Origin of the sequence: Nitrobacter winogradskyi (assembly GCF_006539545.1) — a bacterium.
Lineage (GTDB): Bacteria > Pseudomonadota > Alphaproteobacteria > Rhizobiales > Xanthobacteraceae > Nitrobacter > Nitrobacter winogradskyi_A.
Genome location: NZ_BJNF01000020.1, coordinates 46,682 through 68,884 on the forward strand (window position 1 = coordinate 46,682; position 22,203 = coordinate 68,884).

Below are 22,203 nucleotides of genomic sequence, written 5' to 3' on the forward strand. Positions count from 1 at the left end.
CGTCGGAGCCCGAGAGGCTCTAGTCGCCGCTGTCCGGATCATCGGTCAGTTCGTCAGGAGCGGCATCGGAATCCGGCGACGACAACGCGAACTTTCTCACCTCGACCACCTTGGCGCCAGGAAAACGCGCCAGCACGTCCTGAACGCGCGGATCAGCCTCGGCCGCGCGCTCCCGCTCGCTTTTCTGCAACAGCGCCTGCGAACGCAGTGTCGGCTGGCACGGCTCGTTGGAAACGATCACCGTCCAGCGCCGGCCGGTCCATTGTTCCAGCTTGCGCCCAAGATCGTTCACCAGCGTACGCGCCGCGCTGCGCTCCAGCGCCACCTCAAGCCGGCCGTTCTCGATGCGGACCAGCCGAATGTCGGCCTCCAGCGCGGCCTTGATGATCAGATCGCGCTTTTCGCCGGCAAGCGCCACGAGTTCGGTCAGGCTCTCGATCCGCATCGCCGGAATCGCGCCCGCTGTGTCGGCCATCGGCGCGGCAGCCTGCGGACGGGCCGGCTCCGCGGCGGCGCGCGGCGACAATGACCGCGCAGCCGACGACGGAACGGATGACACTGATCCCGAGGTCGATCTGTGCGGCGCGGCATGGGTGGTGGCGCCCGGCGATTCGCCGCCATTCCGATCCAGCAGCCGGATCGCCTCATCGGGCGTCGGCAGGTCCGCAACATAGGCAATGCGGACCAGCACCATCTCGGCCGCGGCCGCCGGCCGCGTCGCGCCCTGAACTTCCGCGATTCCTTTCAGCAGCATTTGCCACATCCGCGACAGCACGCGGATCGACAGTTTCACGGCGAAATCGCGAGCGCGCAGGCGCTCCGTTTCACCGAATGCGACGTTGTCGGCGATCGCCGGAACGATCTTGATGCGCGTCACGAAGTTGACGAACTCGGCCAGGTCGCTGAGCACGACGACCGGGTCGGCGCCGGTCTCGTATTGAGAGCGAAACTCACCGAATGCGCTCGCGATGTCGCCCCGCGCCAGCGCCTCGAACAGATCGATGACGCGCGTGCGATCCGCAAGTCCCAGCATCTGCCGCACCGCATCGGCCCGGACCACGCCAGCCGCATGGGCGATGGCCTGATCGAGCAACGACAGGGAATCTCGCACCGAGCCTTCGGCCGCCCTCGCCAGGATGCCAAGCGCCTCCGGCTCCACCTCGACATTCTCTTTCGCCGCGATAGCGGCAAGGTGCGCCATCAGCACCTCGGCTTCGACGCGCCGGAGGTCGAACCGCTGGCAGCGCGACAGCACCGTCACCGGAACTTTGCGGATCTCGGTGGTCGCGAACACGAACTTCGCGTGCTCCGGCGGCTCCTCCAGCGTCTTCAGGAACGCGTTGAAGGCCGCCGTCGACAGCATGTGAACTTCGTCGATGATGTAGACCTTGTAGCGCGCGCTCGACGGCGCATAGCGCACGCTGTCGTTGATCTGCCTGACATCGTCGACACCGGTGTGAGAAGCGGCGTCCATCTCCAGCACGTCGATATGCCGGCTTTCCATAATGGCCCGGCAATGAACGCCGAGTTGCGGCATCCGGATGGTCGGTCCCTGCACAGAGCCGTCCGCAAGCTCGTAGTTCAGTGCGCGGGCAAGAATGCGCGCGGTGGTGGTTTTTCCCACACCGCGCACGCCGGTCAGGATCCAGGCCTGCGGAATCCGCCCCGTTTCGAACGCATTGGACACCGTGCGCACCAGCGCCTCCTGTCCGATGAGATCGTCAAAGCTTGCCGGACGGTATTTGCGCGCCAGCACGCGGTACTGCGCGCTCGATCCGGATGGCGTCACGCCGAGGTCGAGACCGGTTTGGCCGGCTGCGTCATCGGGGAGCGTCGAGGGATGGCCAGCATCGGTCATTGAGCGATCCGCAATTTTCTCTCTCGAAGCCGGCTTGCGGAACAAGGGGAGCGAGCCTTCGGGCCGCGCGCGTCCGGCGCTGGCAAGATCTCCGAAAAGCACGGCTCGCCCGACAAGAGGTAGGAGACTGACGAGCGACCCGATCCGGACCTCGTTAGGGCTGCTTCCTTCCGGACCTGACCCGGTTGGCGAGTGGCTCGTCCACCGCCAATCTCCCGCCTCCTATTTGGGGCCAAAAGCACGGGAAAGCAAGCAGCGAGGACGGCTCCGGAAACGTACCGGTTCCGAACCATTGATTTCGGCGGACCGCTGCGCCAGTCTGCATCGGCATTCCTCAGAAAATATCCGCGAACGATGTCCGAAACCTGGTCGCTTCACCCGCAACTCGACAACGACACGGTCGGCATCGGCGACCTGCCGCTCAGCCGGCTCCTGCTCAGCAAGGACGCCACCTATCCCTGGCTCATTCTGGCGCCAAGACGGGCTGGCGCGATCGAGATCATCGATCTTGATCATGACGACCGCTCGCGTCTGATGACGGAGATCGCTCGCGCGTCCGAAGTGCTCAAGGGCATCACGGGCTGCGACAAGCTCAACGTGGCCGCGCTTGGCAACCAGGTGCCGCAGCTTCATGTCCATGTCATCGCGCGCCGCATAAGCGACGCCGCGTGGCCCGCTCCGGTCTGGGGCGCGGCGCCCGCGCGCGAATACGATCCGGCAGAACTCGAGACACTCATTGAAGCAATTCGGCGCGGGATAGGGCTCGGTTAGGCTGACCGTCAGGATCTGGAGCATTTTCCGGCCAAGCGGGATGACTGTTGGCCGCAAGAAAAAGCGATCAGACAATAATTTCCAGAGCATGTTTCCGGAGCACGGCCCGATCCAACTTGATCGAATCATGCTCCAGGCCCGCAGCAGAACGCGCCGATTTCAACGTATCGGACTTTCCCCTCCCGTACTTGACCTTTCCGCGGGCGGAATCTGCCAGCACTTGGCGGCGCTTTTGCCAGCCCGCAACGCACTGAAATGGAAACCTTTTTGGCAAGGACGGATTCGCGCCCGCCCGATCCCGAATGATAACTCTTGCACTGGAATATTTTTCTATATATGAGGTTTAACAACCTAAACATTGGAACAATATTCTACCATGAACGATCTCACCCCTCAAATCATTGAGACCGGTCGTCGCCTCGACGCCATCGACCGCAAGATCCTGACCGTGCTGCAGGAAGACGCATCGCTTTCCGTGGCCGAGATCGGCGACCGCGTCGGATTGTCCTCGACACCTTGCTGGAAACGGATTCAGCGGCTCGAAGCCGACGGCATCATCCTGCGCCGGGTGGCGCTGGTTGATCAGAACAAGATCGGGCTCGGCATTTCGGTGTTCGTGTCGGTGGAGAGCGGAGACCATTCCGACGTCTGGCTGAAAAAATTCGCCGATGCGATCAGCGCGATGCCCGAGGTGATGGAACTCTACCGCATGGCGGGCGACGTCGATTACATGCTGCGCGTCGTGGTCGCCGACATGGCGAGCTACGACCTCTTCTATAAAAAGCTGATCAGTTCGGTCGCGCTGAAAAACGTCACCTCGCGATTCGCGATGGAAAAGATCAAGTCAGTGACGGCTTTGCCGGTGCCTGCCCTGAGCGCGGCGTAGCGATTCCAATCGTTACGCCGCCGGCTTCACCGTTCATGCGGGACCATCAAATCTTCTGATTGTACTCGCCGACCTCGGGATGGGTACGCAGCACGCTATCCATCGCCTCGAACATGTCGCGCATCCGCTGCTCGGAGACCGGGCTTTCCACCACGACCACCAGTTCAGGCTTGTTGGATGAGGCCCGCACCAGCCCCCAGCTTCCGTCCTGCGCCGTCACCCTGATGCCATTGACGGTGACGAGATCACGAATCGGCTGGCCCGCCACCTTGTCGCCGTTGGCCCTGGCGGCCTCGAAATGCTTCACTACGCTGTCAACAATGCCGTATTTGGCCTCGTCGGCGCAATGCGGCGACATCGTCGGCGACGACCAGGTTTTGGGCAAGGCGTTCTTCAGATCGGCCAGCGATTTGCCGGCGGCGCGATCGAGCATCTCGCAAACGGCGATCGCCGAGATCAACCCGTCATCGTAACCGCGGCCCATCGGCGCGTTGAAGAAGAAGTGGCCTGACTTCTCGAAACCGGCGAGCGCGCCAAGCTCATGGGTGCGCCGCTTCATGTAGGAATGGCCGGTTTTCCAGTAGGTCGCCCGCGCGCCCTGCTGCTGCAACACCGGATCGGTGACGAACAATCCCGTCGACTTCACATCGACCACGAAATGCGCATCCTTGTGGATCGCCGACATGTCGCGCGCCAGCATCACGCCGACCTTATCGGCGAAGATTTCCTCGCCGGTGCTGTCGACCACGCCGCAGCGGTCACCGTCGCCATCGAAGCCAAGACCGAGATCGGCCTTGTTTTCGAGCACCGCATCGCGGATCGCGTGCAGCATCTTCATGTCTTCGGGATTCGGATTGTACTTCGGGAAGCTGTGGTCGAGCTCGGTATCCAGCGGGATGACCTCGCAGCCGATCGCCTCCATCACCTGAGGCGCGAACGCGCCGGCGGTGCCGTTGCCGCAGGCCACCACAGCCTTCAGCTTGCGCTTCAGCTTCGGCCGTTTCGTCAGATCCGCGATGTAGCGCGCCGGGAAATTGTCGTGAAATTCATAGGAACCGCCTCCCCTGGTGGCAAAGGCGGCGTCGAGTACGATCTCCTTGAGCCGCGTCATCTCATCGGGCCCGAACGTCAGCGGCCGGTTGGCGCCCATCTTGACGCCGGTCCAGCCGTTGTCGTTATGCGAGGCCGTCACCATGGCGACGCAGGGGACATCGAGCTCGAACTGCGCGAAATACGCCATCGGCGTCATGCACAGTCCGATGTCGTGAACCTTGCAGCCCGACGCCAGCAGGCCGGAGATCAGCGCGTACTTGATGGACGACGAATAGCTGCGGAAATCATGACCGGTGACGATCTCCTTCTTCTGGCCGAGTTCGCCGATCAGCGTGCCCAGCCCCATGCCCAGCGCCTGAATGCCCATCAGGTTGATTTCCTTGCCGAACAGCCATCGCGCGTCATATTCGCGAAATCCGGTCGCCTTCACCATCGGCTCGGATTCATAGGCATAGGTGTTCGGCGCCAGAACGGACTTCGGCTTCGGAAACATGCAGACGGCCTCGCAAGGAAAGGACATGACGTAAGGAAATACAGCCGGACGATGCCACGGCTGCTGGAAATGCGGGAGCTGGAATTGTTACGGCTTTGACGGAATCAAAGCCGGGCTCAAACTTTATTCTAACGCGTTGTCTGGACGCGAACCGGGACCCGCTTCGCTCGAAAACGCTACAGGTCTGTGAACGGGAATTGCGGCATAATTCGCGACGGCAGGACAGCGCGCATCAGGACGAGCGGCGCGGCAGGCTATTGCTCCAGAACCATCCGCCCGTTCGCGAATTCGAAGCGCCTGAGCTTGGATAAAAAAGACAGACCCAGCAGATTTTCAGACAGGGCCTCGTCGGGCAGCACCATGGCATCGACATCGCGGACGATGAGACCGCCGATGTCAACCATGGCGAGCCGGGTGCGGGCGGCCTTGAGCTTGCCGTTAGCCGTCGTCACGGTCGTCGTGTAGTCGTTCCGCGAGGGCCGCAAGCCGACCCGCGCGGCGGAGCTTTCGTTGAGCGCGACCACGGAGGCCCCGGTATCCACCATGAAGCCGATGCGCGCGCCATCGATCCGGCCTTCCGTCTGGAAGTGACCCCGGCCGTCGCGCGCAATGCTGACGCTGCGGATGCCATCGCGATCCTGAATCGCCTCCAATGCTGCCGGCTGCATCGACGTGGTGGGCCCCGCGGCTGCGGTCGTGGTCATCTCGTCAGCCAGTTGCGCCATATAGGTGCCGGCACCTATCAGAAGCGCGGCAAAAATCATCAGGTTACGCATGGCACATACTCACTGACCGACCGGAACGGTCGTCACGATCTTACGCGCGGCCGTCAGCCCGCCATAACTTACGACAGGCTACGCGCTTCTTTATTTGAGAAAAGCATGAGCGAAGCGTTAACGGAGATCTGTGAAGCGTTGACGCGAGACGTATTCAACACCTCGCTATTTGAAGATCTGGCTGCTTGAAGAGCTGGGTCATGCCACCTTTCAGGTCCCGCGCGGCTTCACCCGCCGTGTCGGCATCGCATTGGCCGGATCGTCCGGCCAGGGATGGCGGGGATAGCGTCCGCGCAGATCCGAGCGAACGGCGGCATAGCTGCCACGCCAGAAGCCCGGCAGATCACGCGTCACCTGAACCGGACGATGCGCCGGCGACAGCAATTCCAGAACCAGCGGCACCTTGCCCTGCGCGATCGACGGATGCGCCGTCAGGCCGAACAATTCCTGCAACCGGACAGCGATGGTCGGCCCCTGCCCGGCTTCGTAGTCGATCGCAAGCATGCTGCCGGTCGGCGCCTCGAAATGGGTCGGCGCCTCACGCTCCAGCCGCGCGCGCAAATTCCACGGCAGCAGCGCCATCAGCGCTTCCGACAGATCGCCGGCTGAAAATTCCTTCAACGCGGTCTTGTCGGACAGCGCGGGCGACAGCCACGTTTCGGCCGTGGCCGCGAGCCCGGCATCGGACAGGTCCGGCCACTCCCCGCCTTCCGCTGCGCGGAGAAACATGACGCGATCGCGCCACTGCTTCAGCGGCTTCGACCACGGCAAGCGATCCAGCCCCGCATCAATCAGTCCTTCCGCCAGGATGCGCGCCGTCGCGATCGACGGCGCGACCGCCACCGGCGCTTCGGCAAGCGTGATCGCGCGCAACCGCTTGCGCCGCCGCCCTCGCAGGCTCATCGCCGCGCGATCGAACGAGATGTCCTCGTCGGTCTCGATCTGGCCGGCAAAGCGCGTTTCGATCTGGTCCTGCGCGATCGGCGCAGCCAGCAGGATACGGCCGCTCGCCGCCGTGCCGGTCAGTTCGGCGACCGCGATGAAGGGCTCCCGCGCCAGCCTTGAGGCCGGATCGACCGACGCGCCCCGACCGTTGGCGAGCACGAACGACCCGTTGCCCCGATTGCGCGCGACGCGATCGGGAAACGCGAGAGCGAGCATTTCGCCAGTACTGAGTTCACCTTCGCCTTGTGGCGCCGAGACGGGCAAGGACTCCCGCCCGGAAGGGTTAGGGGTGGGGGTTAAATTCCGAGCCCGCCCAGCAGACCCTCGTCCCCGACCCTCCCCCGCAAGGGGGGAGGGAAAAGAGGCCGCCACCTGCGACGCCCACCGCTCCGCCAACTGCCTTGCGCCGGCGGCGCGTGGCGCGCGGTCACGGCGAAAATGATCGAGTCGCGCGTCGAGATCGACGCTGTCGCCGCCCAGGCCGCGCTCGGTCAGCACCGCCGCGATGTCGGCGGCCTCCCGGCCCGAACAGAGACGATGCGCGCCAACGATCATGCGCGCGAGTCGCGGGGGCAGAGCCAGCGCGCGCAGGCCTTTTCCTTCGTCCGTGATCCGCCCGTCGGCGTCGAGCGCGCCAAGCTCGCGCAGCAGGCTTCGCGCCTCATTCAACGCGGGCGCGGGCGGCGGATCGAGAAACGTCAGGGTGGCGGGATCGCGCACGCCCCATTGCGCCAGATCGAGCACCAGGGATGACAGATCGGCGCTAAGGATCTCGGGCTGGGTATAGGCGGACAGCGAGGCGGTCTGCGGCTCGTCCCATAGCCGATAACAGACACCGGGCTCGGTGCGCCCGGCGCGGCCCCGGCGCTGGTCCACGGCGGCACGCGAGGCGCGCATGGTTTCGAGCCGCGTCAGGCCGATGTCAGGCTCAAAGCGTGGCACCCGCGCCAGGCCGGAATCCACCACGATGCGAACCCCCTCGATGGTCAGCGAGGTCTCGGCGATCGAGGTGGCCAGCACCACCTTACGACGCCCCTGCGGCGCGGGCGCGATGGCGCGATCCTGCACCGCCGCGTCCAGCGCGCCGAACAGCGGCACGATCTCGATCGACGCATCATGGATTCTTTCGGCGAGCATGGTCTGGGTGCGCCGGATTTCGGCGGCACCCGGCAGAAACGCCAGCAGCGAACCGGCCTCCGCACGCAACGCCATGGCGATCGCGTCGGCCATCTGCCGCTCCATGGGTGAATCAGGTTTGCGGCCGAGATACCGCGTCTCCACCGGGAAGGCGCGCCCCTCGCTTTCGATCACCGGCGCGCTACCGAGCAGCTTCGCCACCCGCGCGCCGTCGATGGTTGCTGACATCACCAGGATGCGCAGATCCTCCCGCAAACCGCTCTGCACGTCGCGCGCCAGCGCAAGCCCCATGTCCGCATCGAGCGAGCGTTCATGAAACTCGTCAAACAAGATCACGGCAACGCCGTTCAGTTCGGGATCGTCGAGGATCTGCCGCGAAAAAATCCCTTCGGTGACGACCTCGATACGCGTTTTGCGCGAGATCTTTGAACCGAAGCGCACGCGATAGCCCACGGTCTCGCCGACGCGCTCACCCAGGGTCTGCGCCATCCGTTCCGCGCTGGCGCGCGCCGCGATCCGGCGCGGCTCCAGAACGACGATCTTCCTTCCCTCGATCCAGGGCGCATCGAGCAGCGCCAGCGGCACCCGCGTCGTCTTGCCGGCGCCCGGCGGCGCCACCAGCACCGCGGCGGCGTGCGCAACAAGCTTGCGTCCGAGTTCGCCGAGCACGGCGTCGATCGGAAGCGGATTGGCAAATGGTTCCTTCAAGGATCGGTCCGGGCGCAGGGCATGGTTAACGGCTTTACCGCCCTGTCTCATAACGCACCGCAAGGACGCGGGCCAAACCGAAGCCTTTCCGCGTCCAATAAAACGCGATGGCTCCGTCCTATCACTTTCCGGAAACCCGGCACATTATTTGATTGATGAAAGGAGAACGCAACCGATCTTCGTGTAAACATGCCGAAGCGCGCCGAAAAGGGACATCCATGACCGGAAACGGCACAGCCGCACAGACGAAAGAGCGGGTCGACTGGGTCGACTATGCCAAAGGCATCTGCATCATCATGGTGGTGATGATGCATTCAGTGCTGGGCGTCGAGGCCGCGGCCGGTGAGACCGGCTTCATGCACTACGTCGTCGAGTTCGCAAAGCCGTTCCGGATGCCGGACTTCTTCCTGCTTTCGGGCCTGTTCCTGCCGCTCGTCATCAATCGCGACTGGCGCACCTATCTCGACCGCAAGGTGGTGCACTTCGCTTACTTCTACGTGCTGTGGGTCACGATCCAGTTCGGCTTCAAGGCCCCGGCCTTCGCAGCCGAATTCGGATGGCCGGGCGTGGTCAGGCTCTGGCTGATGTCGTTCATCGACCCGTTCGGCACGCTGTGGTTCATCTATCTGCTGCCGGTCTTCTTCGTGGTCATCAAGGCCACCCGCCGCATCCCGCCCTGGGCGGTCTGGGGAACCGCAGCGGCGCTCGAGATGGCGCACATCTCCACCGGCTGGACGCTGATCGACGAATTCGCCGCCCGCTTCGTCTACATCTATTCGGGCTACCTGTTCGCAAGCTACGTATTCGCGTGGTCGAACCGCGCCCGCGCCTATCCGGGGTGGACGCTGGCGGTGATCGCGCTGTGGGCTGTCGTCAACGGCGCACTGGTCCACGCCGGAATCAGCGAATGGCCGATCGTCTCGCTCGCGCTCGGTCTCGCGGGCGCGGGCGCCATCATCGCCGCCGGCACCCTGCTGGCGAAAATGCGCTGGCTGGACACCTTGCGCTATTGCGGCGAGCACTCGATCGTCATCTATCTCGCATTCTTCCTGCCGATGGCCGCCTCTCGCACGATCCTGCTGAAGTCAGGTCTTATCCAGGATATCGGCCTGGTCTCCCTGATCGTCACCATCGCCGGCGTGGCCGGCGCGGTGCTGATCTGGTGGGCCTGCCGCAACACGCGGGCGAATTTCCTGTTCGAGCGTCCTGACGCCTTCTGGATCGCGCCGAAAAAACGCGCGCCCACGATCCAGGCTGCGGCCGAATAGCCCAGCCCGAAGCCGTAGCCCAGTAGAAAGTCCTGGCGATTTTGTCGGTCATGAGAGCGCCGCGGGGGTGCCATTTGGCGGGAAACTCCTTAAGTTGCGGCCATGTCGAAGAAGCCCGCCGCAGCCGAGATCCCGGCCACCGCCCCCGCGACGATTCCCCCGGTGAAAGCGGCCGGGACCACTTTGCAGGGCAAGCACGTCTTTCTGGTGGATGGCTCCTCCTACATCTTCCGCGCCTATCACGCGCTGCCGCCGCTGACCCGCAAATCCGACGGTTTGCAGGTCAACGCGGTGCTCGGCTTCTGCAACATGCTGTGGAAGCTGCTGCGCGACATGCCGAAAGACGACAGGCCGACGCACCTCGCGATCATCTTCGACAAGTCCGAGGTGACGTTCCGCAACAAGCTCTATCCCGCTTACAAGGCGCACCGGCCGCCCGCGCCCGATGACCTGATTCCGCAATTCGCACTGATCCGCGAGGCGGTGAAGGCGTTCGACCTGCCCTGCCTCGAGCAGATCGGCTTCGAGGCCGACGACCTGATCGCGACGTACGTGCGGCAAGCGTGCGAGCGCGGCGCCACCGCGACCATCGTCTCCTCGGACAAGGATCTGATGCAGCTCATCAACGGCTGCGTCACCATGTACGACACCATGAAGGATCGCCGCCTCGGCATCCCCGAGGTGATCGAGAAATTCGGCGTGCCGCCCGACAAGGTCGTCGAGGTGCAGGCGTTGGCCGGCGACAGCGTCGACAACGTTCCGGGCGTGCCGGGCATCGGCGTCAAGACCGCTGCGCAACTCATCACCGAATACGGCGACCTCGACACGTTGCTGGCCCGCGCCACCGAGATCAGGCAGCCGAAGCGCCGCGAGGCGCTGATCGATAACGCGGAGAAGGCGCGCATCTCGCGGCAACTCGTGCTGCTCGACGATCACGTCGCGCTCGATGTGCCGCTGGACGACCTCGCGGTGCAGGAGCCCGACGCCCGCAAGCTGATCGCTTTCCTCAAGGCCATGGAATTCACCACGCTGACGAAGCGCGTCGCGGATTATTCCGAGGTCAACGCGGCCGAGATCGAGCCGGACGCGAAAAACGCCAGCGGCCTTTCGGCGACGGGAGCCAATGCGTCCGCAGCCGCCGTCAACGGCGATCTGTTCGGCAGCAGCGATAGCGTCGCGAGGGGCACGCCGGCCAGCAGGGCAAAGGCGACGAGCGGGGCGGAAATCAAAACGCCTGCGGCCCTTGCCGCCGCACGCCTTGAAGCGGTGCGCGCGTTGCCGGTCCGGCCCGACGCCTACGAAACCATCCGCACGCTCGACCGGCTGCGCGACTGGATCGCCCGCATCGATGACAACGGCAGCTTCGCCTTCGAAGCGCTGGCGCCGACCATCGATCCCATGCAGACCGAGCTGTCCGGTATCGCGCTGGCGCTCGCCCCGAACCATGCGTGTTACATTCCGCTCAGCCACAAGCAGTCCGGCGACAGCGCGGGACTGTTCGCCGCCGGGCTTGCGCCCGATCAGATCGCGATTCGCGATGCGCTGGAGCTCCTGAAGCCGATCCTGGAATCCCCTGGCCACCTGAAGATCGGCCTCAACGTCAAGTTCAGCGCCGTGCTGCTGGCACAGCATGGCATCGTCATGCAGAATCACGACGACATCGAACTGATCTCCTACGCGCTTGATGCCGGGCGCGGTTCCCATGATCTTGCGTCGCTGGCGGAGCGCTGGCTCGGCCACACCACACTGAGCCATGGCGAGCTGACGGGCAGCGGCAGGAACAGGCTTGCCTTCGATCAGGTGGCGATCGAGCGCGCCACGGCTTACGCGGCGGAATATGCCGATGTGACCTTGCGGCTGTGGCAGGTGCTAAAGCCGCGGCTGGCCGCCGAACGCATGAATACGGTCTACGAGACGCTGGAGCGGCCGATGATCGCGACGCTGGCGCAAATGGAGCGGCGCGGCATCACCATCGACCGGCAGGTGCTGTCGCGCTTGTCGGGCGAGTTCGCGCAGACCGCGGCCCGGCTGGAAGCCGAGATCCAGCAACTCGCCGGCGAGCCGATCAATGTCGGCAGCCCGAAGCAGATCGGCGACATCATGTTCGGAAAGATGGGCCTGCCGGGCGGCAGCAAGACCAAGACCGGCGCATGGTCGACCTCGGCGCAGATCCTCGACGAACTCGCCGAGCAGGGCCACGACTTCCCGCGCAAGATCCTGGACTGGCGGCAGGTTTCCAAACTGAAATCCACCTACACTGACGCGCTGCCGCAATACGTTCATCCCCAGACCAGACGCGTGCACACGACCTATGCGCTCGCCGCCACCACCACGGGCCGGTTGTCGTCGAACGAGCCGAACCTGCAGAACATCCCGGTGCGCAACGAGGAGGGCCGAAAGATTCGCCGCGCCTTCATCGCCGCTCCCGGACACAAACTGGTCTCCGCCGATTACTCGCAGATCGAATTGCGGCTGCTCGCCGAGATCGCCGATATCCCGGTGCTGAAACAGGCGTTCCGCGACGGCCTCGACATCCACGCCATGACCGCCTCGGAAATGTTCGGCGTGCCGGTGCAGGGAATGCCCGGCGAAATCCGCCGCCGGGCCAAGGCCATCAACTTCGGCATCATTTACGGCATCTCGGCATTCGGCCTCGCCAACCAGCTCGGCATCCCGCGCGAAGAAGCAGCCGCCTATATCAAGAAGTATTTCGAGCGTTTTCCCGGCATACGCGCCTACATGGACGCGACCCGCGAATTCTGCCGCGAGCACGGCTATGTCACGACCCTGTTCGGCCGCAAATGCCATTACCCCGACATCAAGTCGCCGAACCCGTCGCATCGCGCCTTCAACGAGCGCGCCGCGATCAATGCGCGTTTGCAAGGATCGGCCGCCGATATCATCCGCCGCGCCATGGCGCGGATGGATGATGCCCTCGCGGCGAAGAGGCTATCCGCGCGGATGCTGCTTCAGGTCCATGACGAGCTGATTTTTGAAGTGCCGGACGATGAGGTCGCGGCGACGCTGCCTGTGGTGCGGCACGTAATGCAGGACGCGCCCTTCCCGGCGGTGTTGCTGTCGGTGCCGTTGCAGGTCGACGCCCGCGCCGCCGACAACTGGGACGAAGCCCATTAGCGCGTTTTCGAGCGGCCTCTTTGGCGATAACCTTCCCGGATTGCTCGCGTTCGCGCTGACCTCGCTCGTCATCGAGATGACGCCGGGTCCGAACATGGCCTATCTTGCCGCGCTGTCGCTGTCACAAGGCATCCGCGCCGGCCTCGCGGCCGTTGGCGGCGTCGCTCTCGGCCTCGCCGTTTATGGACTGGTTGCGGCGCTCGGTCTCAGCGCGGCGATCGACAACTCACCGCTGCTCTACGAGGTGCTGCGCTGGGGCGGTGTCGTCTACCTGCTGTGGCTGGCGTGGGAGGCATGGGCTCGCGAAACGGAGACTGCCGCGAGCAGCACCGGCGATCCCGACATCCGGGCCGCGCAGGCGTTTCGCCGCGGCCTCATCACCAACCTTCTGAATCCCAAGGCGGCGGTGTTCTATGTCGCGGTACTGCCGGACTTCATCCAGGTCGGCAAGGGATCGATCGCGATGCAGACGCTGACGCTCTCGGCTGTCTATGTCGGCATCGCCACGCTGGTCCATCTCGCCATCGTGCTGCTGGCCTCGCGCCTGCAAAGCGCGATCCAGACGCCGGACAAGCGAAGGACCATCCGCCGCGCGCTGGCGTTGGCGCTCGCTGCCATCGCCGTCTGGTTCGCCTTCAGCACCACCCGCTGATTGTTCGTCGCCGCAAGGAACAAAGAAGAAACAAAGCGCGCTGGCGACATCAATCCCGCAGGCGCCGCCGGTACTGCGCGGAACGTTTCACGCGCCGCAGGATTAACGTGTCTTGCGTATGGAGTTTTCCGATGGCCCCGCGTGCGAACTGGAAGGGCTTTCTTCGCCTGTCTCTCGTGACGTGTCCCGTAGCCCTTTTCCCCGCGACGTCGGAGTCCGAGAAGGTCAGCTTCAACCAGATCAATCGCAAGACCGGGCATCGCATCAAGTATCAAAAGATCGATGCCGAAACCGGTGAGGAGGTCGACAACGACGATATCGTCAAGGGGTACAAGATCGACACCGACGCCTATCTCGAAGTGACCAAGGACGAACTCGACAACATCGCGCTGGAATCCACCCACACCATCGATATCGACCGGTTCGTGCCACGCGCGGAGATCGACGATCTCTATATCGTCAGGCCGTATTATCTGGTGCCGGACGGCAAGGTCGGCCACGACGCCTATGCCGTGATCCGCGACACCATCAAGGCGACGGGCAAGGTCGCGCTGGCCAGGGTGGTGCTGACCAACCGTGAGCACGTCATCGCGCTCCAGGCGCGCGACAACGGGTTGGTCGGTCTGCTGTTGCGCTACGCTTACGAGGTGCGCGAGGCATCCGACTATTTCGACGACATCAAGGAGGTGAAGATCACCAGAGACATGCTCGATCTCGCCGCGCATATCGTCGAGCAGAAGTCCGGCCGCTTCGAACCAACCGCCTTCGAGGATCATTATGAGGCCGCGCTGCTGGAGTTGATCGAGCATAAGAAGGCGGGCCACCCGATCGCGAAAGCCAGGGCCAGGACCGAAGGCAATGTCATCAACCTGATGGACGCCTTGCGGCAGAGCCTGAGGGGCGGCAAGGCCGAGCGGAAAGAAACCACTGTTGCTCCCGCGAAGGGCAAGCGGTCCAACAAGAGGTCAAAGAAGCGCGTCGAAGGTCAACGCGAAATGCTGTTTCCGATCGAAGGCAAAAAAGCCGCCAAGGAGCCCAAGCGCGAGCCCGCGAAGCGACCGGCGAAAGCGCGCGCCGCAAGAAAGTCGCCCGCGGCAAAGCGCAAGGCCGGATAGGAGGCCGGATAGCCGGACGCTGACATGCGCAAGCTGATCGCCTTCGACGACGAGACCATGACCGCGCTGACGCAACTTGGCCATGACCGCATGGCGACCCTTCAGGATCTGGCGGACGAGGCATTCGCCGACCTTCTGAAAAAGCACGGCCGGCCGATCGACCTCGAGGACGCTCTGCGCAGGAGTGCGGGCGCCAGGAAGAGGAGAACATGATCTCAGAGTCTCACCCCTTTCCGCATTACACCCCGATCTCGGTGGAACCAACGCCGTGCCCTCGCGAAAACTGAGCATCTATCGCAACAAGCGTGACTTCTCAAAAACCGCGGAGCCAAGTGGCAAGGCGCGTATCGCTTCCGCCAGGCAACGGCGGTTCGTGATCCAGAAGCACGATGCCACCCGGCTGCATTACGACTTCCGCCTCGAATACGACGGCGTGTTCAAGTCCTGGGCGGTGACGCGCGGTCCCTCGCTGGATCCGGCCGAGAAACGGCTGGCCGTCGAGGTCGAGGATCATCCGCTCGACTACGGCGACTTCGAGGGCACGATCCCGAAAGGCCAGTACGGCGGCGGCACCGTGGAAATCTGGGACCGCGGCTACTGGTATGCAGAACACCCCGCGAAGGGTCTCGCCAAGGGCGACCTCAAATTCGCGCTGATGGGCGAGAAGCTCAGAGGCGAATGGGTGCTGGTGCGCATGAAGCACGATCGCAGCGGCGGAAAGCGAACCAACTGGCTGCTGATCAAGCACCGCGACGATTACGCCAAACCGGGTAGTGGAGAGGACGTGCTGAAGCAGGACCGCTCGGTCGCGTCAAGCCGCACGCTCGATCAGATCGCGCAAGGCAGGGGCAAGGCGCCGGAGCCTTTCATGATGACGGCGCGGATCGCCGGCTCTGATGCGGTGTGGAATTCGAACAAGGGCGTTGCAGCCGAGGCGCGCGCGACAAAGACCAACGCCAAACCTGCATCAGCCCGCAAGCAAGCGCCGAAGAAGGCCGAGACACCAGCGACCAAGACACGAGCAAGCAAGACACAAGCAAGCGAGACGCGAACGAGCAAGGCCAGCGCGATCAAGACCGATATGCCCGACTTCGCCGGGCTTCAACTCTGCGAAGTGGCAACGCGCCCGCCGACGGCGAAGGGCTGGGTGCATGAAATCAAGCTCGACGGCTATCGCATCCAGATGCGGATCGAGAGCGGCGCGGTCACGCTCAGAACCCGCAAGAGCCTCGACTGGACCGCCAAGTTTCCGGCCATCGCGAAGGCGGCCGCGAAGTTGCCGGACGCCATCGTCGACGGCGAAATCGCCGCGCTCAACACAAAGGGCGATCCGGATTTTTCCGCGATGCAGGCGGCGCTGTCTGATGGCAACACCGATGCACTGGTGTTCTTTGCGTTCGACCTGCTGTTCGCGGAGGGTGAGGATCTGCGCCCGCTGCCGCTGCTGGCGCGCAAGGACCGGCTTCGCAAACTGCTGGGACGCTCTGCGAAATCGAACCGCGCATCGATCCGCTACGTGGAGCATTTTGACGTGGACGGCGGACAGATGCTGGCAACGGCGCGAGAGTCCGGCTTCGAAGGCATCATTTCCAAACGCATCGACGCACCCTATCGCGCCGGCCGCAGCGGCAACTGGCTCAAAACCAAGAGCCGGCCCGGCCATGAGGTCGTGATCGGCGGCTGGAAAACGACAGGCGGCAAATTCCGTTCGCTGATGGCCGGCGTCCATAACGGTGACCGCCTCGTCTATACCGGCATCGTGGGCACCGGCTACGGCCGCGACACCGTGAAACGCATCATGCCGGCGCTGAAGGCGGCGGCGGCGTCGAAAAGCCCGTTCTCCGGCAAAAACGCGCCGGCCGGCGGCCGTGACATTCATTGGCTGAGACCCGAACTGGTCGCGGAAATCGAATTCGCCGGCTGGACCGATGACGGCATGGTCCGGCAAGCCGCCTTCAAGGGGCTGCGCGCGGACAAGCCGTCGCGTGAGGTCACGGCGGAGATGCCGACCCGAGCGGCGATGCCCAAGCTCGCCGCAAGGGTCGCGGCCGTAGCGCGCAAGGAGACCACGACATCGCGCCAGTCGCTTGCATCTTCGGGGCGAGATCGCGCTGTGGTCATGGGCGTTGCGATCTCGCATCCTGATAAAGCGCTGTGGCCGGATGCGGGCGACAAGCAGCCGGTCACCAAGCGCGATCTTGCCGCCTACATGGAAGCCGTGGGCGGCTGGATGATCGGCCACATCCGCGGGCGGCCGTGCTCGATCGTACGTGCGCCAGATGGCATCGATGGCGAGACCTTCTTTCAGCGCCACGCCATGCCGGGCTTGTCGGACCTCGTCACCCAAGCAAAGGTGTCAGGCGACCGGAAGCCGTACGTCCAGATCGACCGCATCGAGGCGCTGGCGGCGGTGGCGCAGATCGGCGGCATCGAATTGCATCCGTGGAACTGCGCGCCTGACGAATATACGGTGCCGGGACGGCTGGTCTTCGACCTCGACCCCGCGCCGGATGTCGCATTTCCCGACGTGATCGCCGCAGCCAGGGAAATGAGGCAGCGGCTGGAGGCGCTCAAGCTCGAAACCTTCTGCAAGACCACCGGCGGCAAGGGCCTGCACGTCGTCACGCCGCTTGCAATCAGGCCCAAAGACGGATTGAACTGGAAGCAGGCCAAGATGTTCGCCCAGGCCGTCTGCGAACAAATGGCCGCTGACGCACCCGACAAGTATCTCATCAACATGTCGAAGAAGCAGCGCGAGGGTAAGATCTTTCTCGATTATCTTCGCAACGACACCAAATCGACCGCGGTCGCGCCGCTGTCGCCGCGCGCGCGTCCCGGCGCCACCGTATCCATGCCGCTGAACTGGGCGCAGGTAAAAACCGGCCTCGATCCGAAACGCTTCACGCTCCGCACCGCGCCCGACCTTCTGAAAAAGAGCAAGGCATGGGCGGACTATGACAGGGCCGCGCGCCCGCTCACCACCGCGATCGGCAGGCTGGTGCGATGACGGCCATGACCGACCGCCGAAAGGTCGCGCTGCTCGGCATTCCCATCGACATGGGCGCATCGCAACGCGGCACCCTGATGGGGCCGGCCGCGCTGCGCACCGCAGGCATCACGCCGGTGCTGGAGAGCCTGAGCATCGATGTGCTGGATCACGGCGACATCTCCATCGCCCGGCTCGCGCCGGCAACCGACGCAATTCCCGCCAAGGCCAACAACTACCGCGATATCCAGAACTGGATCCGCGCGCTCAGCCCGCGCGCTTATGATCTGGCGAAGTCCGGCGCGATCCCGATCTTTCTTGGCGGCGACCACAGCCTGTCGATGGGTTCGATCAACGGCGTCGCCCGCTATTGGCATGAGCAGGGACGCGAACTGTTCGTGCTGTGGCTCGACGCTCACGCCGATTACAATACACCGCTGACGACCATGACCGCCAATATGCACGGCATGTCCGCCGCTTTCGTGTGCGGAGAACCCGGGCTTGATGGCCTGCTCGGCGACGAGCCGCGCGCCTCCATCCCGCCGGCGCATCTGGACCTGTTCGGCATCCATTCGATCGATCCGCTCGAGAAGAAGCTGGTGCAGGACCGTCGCATCGCCATCGCCGACATGCGCGCGATCGATGAATTCGGCGTGGCCGTCCTTATTCATCGCGTCATCGAGCGGGTCAGGGCGCGCAACGGCGTGCTGCATCTCAGCTTCGATCTCGACGTCCTGGACCCCGGCATCGCGCCCGGCGTCGGCACCACCGTTCCGGGAGGAGCGACCTATCGCGAGGCGCATCTGGTCATGGAGTTATTGTACGATTCCGGGCTGGTCGGTTCGGTGGATATCGTCGAACTCAATCCGTTTCTCGATGAGCGCGGGCGGACCGCGCGGGTCGCGGTGGAATTGATCGCCAGCCTGTTCGGGCAGCAGATCACCGATCGTCCGACCCCGAGCAATACCCTGGAGCGGGGCGGAAACTGAACCCGCGAAAGCCCTTCACGCCCGCGAGCGACAGATTGCCCGCGGTGTCGACATGCTGGCTTACTCCGCCGCCTCCTTGACCGCCGGAGCCGCGGCCTTGACCTCGGCATCGACGTCGTTCTCGAATTTGGTGAAGTTCTGCTGGAACATGCCGATCAGCGCGCGCGCCGTCCTGTCGAACTCGATCTTGTCGGCCCAGGTCCTGACCGGATCAAGGATATGCGGTTCGACGCCGCGCACGGAGGTCGGGACCGCGAATCCGAAATACCTGTCATTGTGAAACGGAACGTCGCGCAAGGAGCCGTCGAGCGCCGCGCCGAGCAGAGCACGCGTCACCTTGATCGGCATCCGACGGCCGGTCCCGTACTTGCCGCCGGTCCAGCCGGTGTTCACCAGCCAGCAATCGACCTTGTGCTTCGCGATCAAGGCACGCAGCATGTTGCCGTAGACGCCGGGATGGCGCGGCAGGAACGGTGAGCCAAAACAGGCGGAAAATTCCGGCTGCGGCTCGCTGCCAAGGTCGCGCTCGGTTCCCGCCACCTTTGCCGTATAGCCCGATAGAAAATGATACATCGCCTGCGCCGGCGTCAGCCTGGCGATGGGCGGCAGCACGCCGAAAGCGTCGGCGGCCAGCATGACCAGATTCTTCGGCTGGCCGGCGCAACCTGTCATCGACGCGTTCGGGATGAATTCGAGCGGATAGGCCGAACGGGTATTCTCGGTCTTCGAGCCGTCGTTGAAATCGGGGACACGCGTGACTTCGTCGTGCACCACATTCTCAAGCACCGCGCCGAAGCGTTTCGAAGCGGCGTAAATCTCGGGCTCGGCCTCCCGCGACAGCCGGATGCACTTAGCGTAGCATCCGCCTTCGAAATTGAAGATGCCGTCCTTGCTCCAGCCGTGTTCATCGTCGCCGATCAGCGTGCGCCCAGGATCAGCCGACAGCGTGGTTTTACCCGTACCCGAAAGCCCGAAGAAAATCGCGCTGTCGCCGCCGGGACCGACATTGGCCGAACAGTGCATCGGCAGCACGTCCTGATCGGGAAGGTAATAGTTGAGCGTGGTGAAGATGCTTTTCTTCATCTCCCCGGCGTAATGCGATCCGCCGATCAGAATGATCCTGCGAGTGAAATCGATGGCCACAACATTCTCGGAGCGAACGCCGTGCCTTTGGGGATCGGCGCGGAAGCTCGGCAGGTCGATGACGGTCAGTTCAGGTACGAAGGCGGCAAGTTCCGATGTTTCCGGCCGGCGCAGCAGGGTACGAATAAAAAGCGAGTGCCAGGCGAGTTCGGTGAAAACGCGGGTTTTGATACGGAAATGGGGGTCGGCGCCGCCATAGAGGTCCTGCGCGAACAGCGTCATGTTCCGGGCGTGCGCGAGAAAGTCGGAATACAACGCGGCGAACTGGTCAGGCGTCATCGACTGGTTGCCGGCCCACCAGACATTCTTGTCGGTGGCCGCATCGCGGACCGTGAATTTGTCCTTCGGGCTGCGGCCGGTGAAGATGCCGGTTTCCGCGCATAGCGCGCCATCCGCATTCACCATCGCTTCGCCCGAGCGCAGTGCGTGCTCATAAAGCTGCGGCGCGCCTGGATTCCAGTACACGGCCTTGAGGTTTTTGAGGCCGAACTTATCGGCGCCGAAGGCGCCGTTACGCACGCCTGTCTCAGGCACGGAAAATTCCTCCTCGTCGAATCCAGGGCGACTTCGGATCAAGCCTATGCCGCCGCGCGGGCCTTCTCCGCCAGATCTTTCAGAACCACGCGAAGTTCGTCCGGGGTGGCGACCCGCCGCGGAAAATCCAGACGCAACGCATCATGCCTGTCGGCGCTCATATCCAGGCCGTCGGGATCGCAGCCGGTGCAGCGCCAGTCGGCCGCCACCGCGCCGAGCAATCGCGTGGCGTAAAGATTCAAGGCGTCGCGATGATCGCGGTTCATGTGTTCGATCGCATTCTGTTCGGCCGCAACCAGCGCCTCCGCGCCATCGAGGCTGGTCAGAACCTTTTCCGGCTTGAGATCGACGATCCGCCCGAAACCGGCCACCAGGTGAACGCCGCTCAGCCGAATCCGGAAAAACGAAAAATCGTTGAAATCCGCAAATCCCTCCGCTGAGGGGTGAACGTTCAGATAACGCCTCCGCAAAACCGCCTTGAGCTCCCCATCCGCCTCCTCACTGGTTCCCGCGACCATGATTCGCGAGCCTTCGAGGGGATCACCGGCCACGCGCTCGTCCAGCATCAGCGACACCCTGGGGTCCGCGAGCAGATTCTTCGTATGCACGGCAAGGCGTGAAATCAGGAGAATTGGTGAGCCATCGTAATGGCTTGCGACATTGACAAGGGAGCAATAAGGGTCGCCGCTGCCGGCCATCAAGGTCGCCAACGCGCCCTGCCGGCTCCGACGCAGCAGGGATCGGGTCAGGTTCGCTGCCGTGAAATTGGCGGTCGGCTGCATGGCTTATGTCCTCGAATTTGAAAAAAACACCGTCTCAGGCTAAATTGGACAATCGAACAGCGTCAGGATGGTGAAGGAAGGATAGAATCCTTCGAGCGTTTTCGGAAACTCGGTCACACTTCAGCCTCGCTTGCATTGCTCGTTGACTGCGTTCTTAAAGCCACACCCAAGGCAGACGGTCGAATTGTTCGCCTCTCGCCACCCGCTTCGGAAAGCAGGCATATGCCCACAATTGCTCTGGTCGATGACGACCGCAACATTCTTACATCGGTATCGATTGCGCTCGAAGCCGAAGGCTATCGCATCATGACCTATACCGATGGCGCGTCAGCGCTCGACGGCTTCCGCACCAGCCAGCCGGACCTCGCGATCCTCGACATCAAGATGCCGCGCATGGACGGAATGGAGACCCTGCGAAGGCTGCGTCAGAAATCCGACCTGCCCGTGATTTTCCTCACCTCCAAGGACGAAGAGATCGATGAACTGTTCGGTCTCAAGATGGGTGCCGACGACTTCATTCGCAAGCCGTTTTCGCAGCGCTTGCTGGTAGAACGCGTCAAGGCGGTGTTACGCCGGGCCTGCCCGAAAGACCCGGCCGCCGCGCCCAAGGAGAGCGACGCCAAGGCGCTCGACCGCGGTCTGCTGCGCATGGATCCGGAGCGCCACACCTGCACCTGGAAGAACGAGCCCGTCACCCTCACCGTCACGGAATTCCTGATCCTGCAGGCGCTGGCGACGCGCCCCGGCGTGGTGAAGAGTCGCAACGCACTGATGGACGCCGCCTATGACGATCAGGTCTATGTCGATGATCGCACCATCGACAGCCACATCAAGCGGCTGCGCAAGAAGTTCAAGGTCGTCGACGACGACTTCGAGATGATCGAAACCCTTTATGGCGTGGGTTACCGCTTCAAGGAAACCTGATAACCTTGGGCGCGCAGCCCGTAAGCCGGATGTGAAATGACACATCCG

At 63.6% G+C, this 22,203-nt stretch carries 16 protein-coding genes and 1 other RNA gene; 10 read left to right on the forward strand and 7 right to left on the reverse strand.

Annotated elements, in window-relative coordinates; genetic code table 11:
- Nucleotides 1-19: 19 nt before the first annotated feature.
- Both NWI01_RS04315 and ffs read right to left on the reverse strand, forming a co-directional pair.
- Nucleotides 20-1,858, reverse strand: a complete 1,839-nt coding sequence (locus NWI01_RS04315) for a DNA polymerase III subunit gamma/tau (RefSeq protein WP_181410363.1) — start codon at nt 1,856-1,858, stop codon at nt 20-22.
- A 119-nt stretch (nt 1,859-1,977) separates the two neighbouring features.
- Nucleotides 1,978-2,074: signal recognition particle sRNA small type (gene ffs / locus NWI01_RS04320), an RNA gene on the reverse strand.
- A 138-nt stretch (nt 2,075-2,212) separates the two neighbouring features.
- Here ffs and NWI01_RS04325 point away from each other — a divergent pair.
- Both NWI01_RS04325 and NWI01_RS04330 read left to right on the forward strand, forming a co-directional pair.
- Nucleotides 2,213-2,629, forward strand: coding sequence for an HIT domain-containing protein (locus NWI01_RS04325; protein ID WP_141382704.1), 417 nt, complete (start codon nt 2,213-2,215; stop codon nt 2,627-2,629).
- Between the two features lie 376 nt (nt 2,630-3,005).
- Nucleotides 3,006-3,515 carry an Lrp/AsnC family transcriptional regulator gene (locus tag NWI01_RS04330; RefSeq protein WP_141382705.1) on the forward strand — a complete coding sequence of 170 codons (510 nt, stop codon included), beginning with the start codon at nt 3,006-3,008 and terminating at the stop codon, nt 3,513-3,515.
- Between the two features lie 46 nt (nt 3,516-3,561).
- On the opposite strand, the gene NWI01_RS04335 is transcribed toward NWI01_RS04330, so the two are convergent.
- The 3 genes from NWI01_RS04335 to hrpB form a co-directional block, all read right to left on the reverse strand.
- Nucleotides 3,562-5,061: a phosphomannomutase/phosphoglucomutase gene (locus tag NWI01_RS04335; RefSeq protein ID WP_141382706.1), complete on the reverse strand. Its 1,500-nt coding sequence runs from the start codon at nt 5,059-5,061 to the stop codon at nt 3,562-3,564.
- A gap of 254 nt (nt 5,062-5,315) precedes the next feature.
- The gene (locus tag NWI01_RS04340) at nt 5,316-5,837 is read right to left on the reverse strand and encodes a TIGR02281 family clan AA aspartic protease (RefSeq protein WP_141382707.1); all 522 of its coding nucleotides are present in this window, start codon (nt 5,835-5,837) and stop codon (nt 5,316-5,318) included.
- Between the two features lie 210 nt (nt 5,838-6,047).
- A complete protein-coding gene (gene hrpB, locus NWI01_RS04345) occupies nt 6,048-8,678 on the reverse strand; it encodes an ATP-dependent helicase HrpB (protein WP_141382708.1) in 2,631 nt (876 codons plus the stop codon).
- Between the two features lie 167 nt (nt 8,679-8,845).
- Here hrpB and NWI01_RS04350 point away from each other — a divergent pair, with 167 nt between their 5' ends.
- From NWI01_RS04350 to rocF, 7 genes are all read left to right on the forward strand, one after another.
- Nucleotides 8,846-9,895, forward strand: a complete 1,050-nt coding sequence (locus tag NWI01_RS04350; protein WP_141382709.1) for an acyltransferase family protein — start codon at nt 8,846-8,848, stop codon at nt 9,893-9,895.
- A 102-nt stretch (nt 9,896-9,997) separates the two neighbouring features.
- On the forward strand, nt 9,998-13,030 hold the full coding sequence (polA, locus tag NWI01_RS04355) for a DNA polymerase I (protein ID WP_141382710.1): 3,033 nt from the start codon (nt 9,998-10,000) through the stop codon (nt 13,028-13,030).
- A gap of 76 nt (nt 13,031-13,106) precedes the next feature.
- Nucleotides 13,107-13,682 carry a LysE family translocator gene (locus NWI01_RS04360; protein WP_141382741.1) on the forward strand — a complete coding sequence of 192 codons (576 nt, stop codon included), beginning with the start codon at nt 13,107-13,109 and terminating at the stop codon, nt 13,680-13,682.
- 131 nt (nt 13,683-13,813) lie between these two features.
- Nucleotides 13,814-14,797 carry a non-homologous end joining protein Ku gene (ku, locus tag NWI01_RS04365; RefSeq protein WP_141382711.1) on the forward strand — a complete coding sequence of 328 codons (984 nt, stop codon included), beginning with the start codon at nt 13,814-13,816 and terminating at the stop codon, nt 14,795-14,797.
- A gap of 24 nt (nt 14,798-14,821) precedes the next feature.
- Complete coding sequence (locus tag NWI01_RS04370; protein ID WP_141382712.1) at nt 14,822-15,010, forward strand: hypothetical protein; 189 nt, start codon at nt 14,822-14,824, stop codon at nt 15,008-15,010.
- Between the two features lie 55 nt (nt 15,011-15,065).
- Nucleotides 15,066-17,804 carry a DNA ligase D gene (ligD, locus tag NWI01_RS04375; protein WP_141382713.1) on the forward strand — a complete coding sequence of 913 codons (2,739 nt, stop codon included), beginning with the start codon at nt 15,066-15,068 and terminating at the stop codon, nt 17,802-17,804.
- On the forward strand, nt 17,801-18,772 hold the full coding sequence (rocF, locus tag NWI01_RS04380; RefSeq protein ID WP_375782168.1) for an arginase: 972 nt from the start codon (nt 17,801-17,803) through the stop codon (nt 18,770-18,772). The genes ligD and rocF overlap by 4 nt, the downstream gene beginning before the upstream one ends.
- A 60-nt stretch (nt 18,773-18,832) precedes the next feature.
- Here rocF and NWI01_RS04385 read toward each other — a convergent pair whose 3' ends face one another.
- Together NWI01_RS04385 and NWI01_RS04390 are read right to left on the reverse strand one after the other, a co-directional pair.
- Entirely contained in the window at nt 18,833-20,449 is a 1,617-nt protein-coding gene (locus NWI01_RS04385; protein WP_141382715.1) for a phosphoenolpyruvate carboxykinase, read from the reverse strand.
- A 44-nt stretch (nt 20,450-20,493) separates the two neighbouring features.
- Nucleotides 20,494-21,231: a HugZ family pyridoxamine 5'-phosphate oxidase gene (locus tag NWI01_RS04390; protein WP_141382716.1), complete on the reverse strand. Its 738-nt coding sequence runs from the start codon at nt 21,229-21,231 to the stop codon at nt 20,494-20,496.
- 222 nt (nt 21,232-21,453) lie between these two features.
- Between NWI01_RS04390 and NWI01_RS04395 the strand changes: the two genes are divergently transcribed.
- Nucleotides 21,454-22,155 carry a response regulator transcription factor gene (locus NWI01_RS04395; RefSeq protein ID WP_011313680.1) on the forward strand — a complete coding sequence of 234 codons (702 nt, stop codon included), beginning with the start codon at nt 21,454-21,456 and terminating at the stop codon, nt 22,153-22,155.
- The last annotated feature ends 48 nt before the right edge of the window (nt 22,156-22,203 follow it).